Here is a 6,152-nt window from a genome sequence, read left to right on the forward strand (position 1 = left end):
AATCTCGCACAACTGGACTCAAAGCTTTTTAGCTGGGGCTTTCGTCATATCCTCGTCGAAGGCGGCGGCGGCGGCGCTGGTCGCCATTGGCGTCGGGGCGGGCTGGGGGCTGAACGACGCCGTGCGCGGCGCCGGTCCCGGGGACGGCGCCGGCCGCGAAGTCGCCAGCTTCGCCGGGGTCGGTCAGGGCGACATCCGCGCCGCCGTGGCCGCGCATCGCATCTTCGTCGCGGAAAAGGCGCATGCGGTTGAGGTCGCGGCGGGCGCCCGCGATCATCTGGGCGCATGGCTGGGCAACCGGCTCGGCGCCCCGGTGGCGATCCCGGACCTGTCGGCGGCGGGGCTGACGCTGATGGGCGGGCGGCTGCTGCCGGGGCCGCGCGGCCCGGCGGGACAGCTGATGTATCATGATTCCGACGGCGCGCGGGTCACGCTCTACATCCAGCAGGGACCGGGGGGGCGATCCAACCCTGACGCGCAAGAGTCGCGGCGGTTCCTGTTCGCCAGCCTCGACGGCGACGAGGCGTTGGCCTGGCGTTCACCGACGCTCAGCTACGTGCTCGCAGGCCCGTTTTCGCGCGATCGGCTGATCGGAATCGCGCATCTGATCCATGACGGCGCCGCGCCGATCTGACGACGGTCGCGCGGATGTGATGGAACAAACGCCGGATCGGCGCATCTTTTTCCCGTGGGGCCGGCGCGTCGGCCCCACGCCTTGACCGAGTCCAGAACCAGGAGAACCACCATGCGTCCCTTCACCGCTCTCGCCCTCAGCTTGCTGCTGGCGGTCCCCGCGATCGCCGGCGAGGTCGCCCCGGCGCCCAACGGGCTGACCATCCCCGACGGCTGGCGGGACTGGCGCGTCATCGCCTCGAGCCACCGCACCGACAACGACACCCTGCGCGTCATCCTCGGCAACGACATCGCCGTCGACGCGGCGCGCGAGGGCCGCACCAACCCCTGGCCCGACGGCGCGACGCTGGCCAAGATCGTCTGGAAGGACCGCACGGATGAAAACTGGGAGGACGCGACCGTGCCGGGCAAGTTCATCCATGTGGAATTCATGGCCAAGGACGCGGCGGGGTTCGGCGACACGCTGGGCTGGGGATTCTCGCGCTGGCGCGGCGAATCGCTGACCCCCTATGGCGAGGACGCGGATTTCGCGCAGGAATGCGTCGCCTGCCACACCCCGGTCGAGGACCGCGACTACGTGTTCACCACCCCCGCGATCCTGCCCGCGCCTTGATTGTCGGGTCGTGACCGCCGCCCCCGGGCGATCCCGGATCCGATCCGGGATCGCCCGGGGGCGCATCGGCGCTTACATGATCGCGCCCGATGGTGCAGGCTCCGCTTTCCGGTGGCGCGGCGACGCGGCCGCGAAAGGGGGGCGGCGTCAATGAACAGGAGCAACGCAGCGGAGGCGGCGAAATTCAGGGGATTCGCCGAGGATCTGGCGGCGCGGGCCAGCGCCATCGCCCGCGAGGAACTGGCGCGCATGTCGCTGGAGATCAAATCCGACGGCTCGCCGGTCACCAACGTGGATCTGGCGGTGGAACGGGCCCTGCGCGAGCGGATCGACGCCGCCTTTCCCGATCACGGGGTGCTGGGCGAGGAATTCGGGTCCCGCGATCTCGACGCCGAATGGGTCTGGGTGATCGATCCCATCGACGGCACCCGGCAATTCGCCGCCGGACTGCCCAATTTCGGCATCCTGATCGCGCTGTGCCGCCACGGCCGCCCGGCGCTGGGGATCATCTGCCAGCCCGTGCTGGGGGATGTCTGGCTCGGCGTTTCCGGCGCCGGGGCCTGGCTGAACGGCGCCCCGATCCGCCCCCGCGCCACCGCGCGCCTGGCCGACGCCGTCACCTGCCTGTCCGACCCGGACGCCTTCAAGGGCGCGACCCGGGCGGGGTTCGAGGCGGTGCGCCAGGGGTCGCGCTGGAACGTCTATGACGGCGGGTGCCTTGGCTACGCGGCGCTGGCCGCCGGGCGGCTGGACCTGAGCGTCTGCGGACCCAATCTCGACTGTTTTGACATCTGCGCGCTGGTTCCGGTGGTCGAGGGCGCGGGCGGCGTGATCAGCGACTGGCGCGGCGCCCCGCTGACCCTGGCGTCGAAGGGCGAGATCGTCGCCGCCGGCGCCCCGGCGCTGCACGCCGAGGCGATCGCCCTGCTGGCGCCCCACGCGATGCAGCCCCAGGCGCCGGGTCAGGCGTGATACCTGATCGCCGTGGGCGTGGCCCGCATCAGCGCGAACAGCTCCGCCTGCGATGAAATGCCAAGCTTGCGATAGGCCCGCTTGCGGTGGGTCTTGACGGTTTCCAGCGTCACCTGCAGCAGCACGCTGATCGCCGCCGAGGCGAAGCCCTGGACCACGAGTTCGATCACGTCGCGCTCGCGCGGGCTGAGCAGCCGCAGGCAGGGCGCCTCGTCGCTTTCCGCGCCAGCGCGCGCCAGCCGGTTCCAGTATTGCGAAAAGGCGCCCGAGATCAGCGGCGTGACCTCGGTCAGGAACGCCACCTCGTTCTCATCGAAGGCCGGGCCCGCCGGGTCGCGATACAACCCCACCTGACAGCAGATGTCGCCCCGGCTCTCCAGCCCGAGGGCGAACAGGATCTGCACCTCCGACTGGTTTTCCGGCCAATCGTCGGTGACAAAGCCCAGTTCCTCGCCGTCGCTGACCTGCAGCGGCAAGGCGCCCATCTCCTCGCGCGACAGCGGGGCCAGCGCCGCCACGTCGGCGGGGCGGTAGGCGCCGGCGGGCGCCCCGGCGCGAAACGCATGGGCGTAGGGGTCGAGCACATAGGTGGCCTCGACATAGTTGCGCACCCCGGTGCGGATGACCTGCGGGCGATAGGACGACCAGATCAGCTGCGGCGGCGCGCCGCCCTTCTGGCTGAACACGTTGAGATCGTCAAAGGCCACCAGATCGCCGAGGAACCGGCGCAGCACGCCGATGAACGACCCGCCCCGGGCGGCGGCGAACAGCAGCGACACCGCCTCGGCGAACCCGCGCAATTCACGCCGGGGCAGGCTGGCGAGGCCGTTGGCGGCAAATGCGGGTTTTTCGGGCATGGCGGGCGCTGCTTTCGCTGACTGGCGCGATGATAGCGCGGATGCGGCCCGCGACCTACACCTTGTCCCCCTCGGGGGGGATTGAGCGGCGTTGCGCGGGTTCCTACGCTGAACGTCGCCCAATTCAGACCGCAGACCGGGAGGACCGACTATGAAAAGAATTCGCATGGCCCTGATCGCTTCCATCGCCGCCGCCGCCGCCGCCGTCTCGGCGGGCGCCGAAACCCTGCGGGTGGGCATGGAATGCACCTACGCGCCCTTCAACTACCGCGAGGCCAGCGGCGACCTGGCGGGCTACGACGTGGACGTGGCCAGGGGCGTCGCGGCGATCCTCGGGGACGATCTGGAATTCGTCTGCCAGAAATGGGACGGCATGATCCCGGCGCTGCTGGCCAACAAGTTCGACCTGATCATCGCCTCCATGTCGATCACCAATTCGCGGCTGGAGAAGATGGATTTTTCCGCCCCCTACCGCATTTCCGTGGGCCGTCTGGTGGGCCGCAAGAACGCCAAGCTGCAGCTGTTCGACGATGCCGGCGCGCCGCTCGCGGCGAATTTCGACGGGCTGCGGATCGGCATGGGCCGGGCCACCACCTATTCGAAATGGTTCGAGGCCAAGCTGCCCGGCGCCAACGTGGTCTATTACGACAGCTCAGAGGCCATGTATCTGGATCTGGAAAACGGCCGCACCGACATGATCATGACCAACCCGATGAAGGCGTTCCTGAAATTCCTGAGCAAGGAGAACGGCAAGGGATTCGAATTCGTCAGCCCGCAGATCGACGAGACCGAATATTTCGGCGTCGGCGTCGGCATCGGCCTGCGCAAGGGCAACGACGCATTGCGCGAACGGCTCGACGCCGCGATCCTGCAGCTGACCAGGGACGGGTCGCTGGAAACCTACGCCCGCAAATACTTCCCCTTCGCCATCCACAACGAGAAATGGGAAGGCTGATCGCCGATCCGCCTTCGCGACGGCGACGCCGCGAAGGCGATTATCGGGCGCGGCGCGCCCGGGCGACGGCCCCGGCGGGCGAAACCGCGCGGGCGCGGCGAAAAGGCGGCATGACCGATGGCGGACCTTGTTGGATGGTGGGATGATTTCCTCTGGGGCTCGGTCGTGGTCGTCAGGGTGTTCTTCGCCTCGCTGATCATGATGGTGCTGTTCGGGCTGATCGGGGCCGCCGCCAAGCTGTCCGACAGCCGCATGGCGCGCAAGATCGCCGGCGCCTACACGGTCGTCTTTCGCGGCACTCCGGAAATCCTGGTGCTGCTGATCATCTATTTCGGCTCGGCCATCGCGCTGACCGCCGTGGCGCAGGCCTTCGACCCCTCGATCAAGTTCGTCGACATTCCGCCGTTCTGGGCCGGCGCCTTCGGCATCGCGCTGATCGTCGGCGCCTACGCCACCGAGACCTTCCGCGGCGCCTTTCTGGGCGTCGATCAGGGGGTGGTGGAGGCGGCGCGCGCGCTCGGGATTTCCAACTTCAAGACCTTCATATACATCCAGATCCCCGAGATGTGGCGCCTGGCGCTGCCCGCCTTCGGCAATCACATGCTGTCGCTGATCAAGGACACGGCGCTGATCTCGATCATCGGGCTCAACGAAACCCTGTTCGTGGCCGAACAGGCCACCGGCGCCACCGGCAAGCCCTTCACCATGTACATCGTCGTCGGCGGCATCTATCTCGGGTTCTCGACCGTCATCACGCTCACCGTCATGGCGCTGGAAAAGCTCGCCAACCGCCACCTGCAGGCGGCGCGATGACCTTCGATCCGGCATTGGTCGTCGACAGCGTGCCGCGCATGCTGGCCGGGCTCGGCATGACGCTGCAATTGCTGTTGGTCTCGGCGGTGCTGGGCACGGCGCTGGCGGTGCTGCTGCTGCTGATGCGGATCAGCGGGCGCTGGTGGCTGGCGGCGCCCTCGATCGCCTATGTCTACGTGTTTCGCGGCACTCCGATCCTGGTGCAGATCTTCATCATCTATTACGGCTTGCCGCAATTCGAGGCGGTGCGCGACAGCGTTTTCTGGCCGATCCTGCGCGAACCCTATGGCTGCGCGATCCTGGCGCTGTCGCTCAACACCGGGGCCTATGCGTCGGAAATCCTGCGCGGCGGCGTGCTCGGGGTCGATCGGGGGCTGCAGGAGGCGGGCGCGGCGCTGGGCCTGTCGACGCGCCAGCGCTTCGTCTACATCACCACGCCGATCGCCGTCCGGCTGGCGACCCCGGCCTATTCCAACGACATCGTCAGCCTGATGAAATCAACCGCGCTGGCGAGCACCATCACCCTGCTGGACATGACCGGCATCGCCCGCACCATCGTCGCCGAAACCTACGCGCCCTACGAGGTCTTCGTGTCGCTGGCGATCATCTACATGATCCTGACCTTCTTCATCCAGAAGGCGTTCGGCTGGTTCGAACGGCGCATGAGCCGCCACCTGAAGAAGGACGGCTGAGATGACCGACAACGCGCCCGAGGCGGCGATCACCCTCGAACAGGTGGACAAGTTCTTCGGCGCGTTCCAGGCGCTGAAGAAGATCGATCTGTCGGTGAGCCGGGGCGAGAAGCTGGTGGTGTGCGGGCCCTCGGGGTCGGGCAAGTCGACGTTGATCCGCTGCATCAACCGGCTGGAACGCCACGATGCCGGGCGCATCGTCGTCAACGGTCACGAGCTGACCGACGATGAACGGGACATCGACGCGGTGCGCCGCGAGGTCGGCATGGTGTTCCAGAGCTTCAACCTGTTCCCGCATCTCACCGTCATCAAGAACCTGATGCTGGCGCCGCGCCTGGTGCGCAACGCCGACAAGGCCGAGGCCCGCGCCACGGCGATGCATTTCCTCGAACGGGTGCGCATCCCCGAACAGGCGGACAAGTATCCGATCCAGCTGTCCGGCGGCCAGCAGCAGCGGGTGGCGATCGCCCGCGCCCTGTGCATGGAGCCAAGGATCATGCTGTTCGACGAACCCACCTCGGCGCTGGATCCGGAGATGATCTCCGAGGTGCTCGACGTGATGACCGACCTCGCGCGCGACGGCATGACCATGATCTGCGTCACCCATGAAATGGGCT

General features: G+C 67.9%; 8 protein-coding genes. 7 read left to right on the forward strand and 1 reads right to left on the reverse strand.

What is annotated here, in order from left to right:
• The 3 genes from AC1HC7_RS03300 to AC1HC7_RS03310 all read left to right on the forward strand — a co-directional run.
• The coding region (locus AC1HC7_RS03300; RefSeq protein ID WP_479498687.1) for an anti-sigma factor family protein at window positions 1-634 on the forward strand (634 nt) is incomplete at its 5' end.
• 111 nt (window positions 635-745) lie between these two features.
• Complete coding sequence (locus AC1HC7_RS03305) at window positions 746-1,246, forward strand: cytochrome P460 family protein (RefSeq protein WP_479497377.1); 501 nt, start codon at window positions 746-748, stop codon at window positions 1,244-1,246.
• A 150-nt stretch (window positions 1,247-1,396) separates the two neighbouring features.
• Complete coding sequence (locus tag AC1HC7_RS03310; RefSeq protein WP_479497376.1) at window positions 1,397-2,218, forward strand: inositol monophosphatase family protein; 822 nt, start codon at window positions 1,397-1,399, stop codon at window positions 2,216-2,218.
• Here AC1HC7_RS03310 and AC1HC7_RS03315 read toward each other — a convergent pair.
• Window positions 2,209-3,075: a helix-turn-helix transcriptional regulator gene (locus AC1HC7_RS03315; protein WP_479497375.1), complete on the reverse strand. Its 867-nt coding sequence runs from the start codon at window positions 3,073-3,075 to the stop codon at window positions 2,209-2,211. The two genes, AC1HC7_RS03310 and AC1HC7_RS03315, sit on opposite strands and share 10 nt — an antisense overlap.
• Window positions 3,076-3,241: 166 nt before the next feature.
• On the opposite strand from AC1HC7_RS03315, the gene AC1HC7_RS03320 reads away from it, so the two are divergent.
• From AC1HC7_RS03320 to AC1HC7_RS03335, 4 genes are all read left to right on the forward strand, one after another.
• On the forward strand, window positions 3,242-4,030 hold the full coding sequence (locus AC1HC7_RS03320; protein ID WP_479497374.1) for a transporter substrate-binding domain-containing protein: 789 nt from the start codon (window positions 3,242-3,244) through the stop codon (window positions 4,028-4,030).
• A 117-nt stretch (window positions 4,031-4,147) separates the two neighbouring features.
• Entirely contained in the window at window positions 4,148-4,843 is a 696-nt protein-coding gene (locus AC1HC7_RS03325) for an ABC transporter permease (protein WP_479497373.1), read from the forward strand.
• Window positions 4,840-5,535 carry an ABC transporter permease gene (locus AC1HC7_RS03330; protein ID WP_479497372.1) on the forward strand — a complete coding sequence of 232 codons (696 nt, stop codon included), beginning with the start codon at window positions 4,840-4,842 and terminating at the stop codon, window positions 5,533-5,535. The genes AC1HC7_RS03325 and AC1HC7_RS03330 overlap by 4 nt, the downstream gene beginning before the upstream one ends.
• 1 nt (window position 5,536) lies before the next feature.
• Window positions 5,537-6,152, forward strand: a 616-nt coding sequence (locus AC1HC7_RS03335; protein WP_479497371.1) for an amino acid ABC transporter ATP-binding protein, incomplete at its 3' end; no start/stop codon positions are given.

The sequence above is a fragment of the Oceanicella sp. genome, from assembly GCF_056449545.1.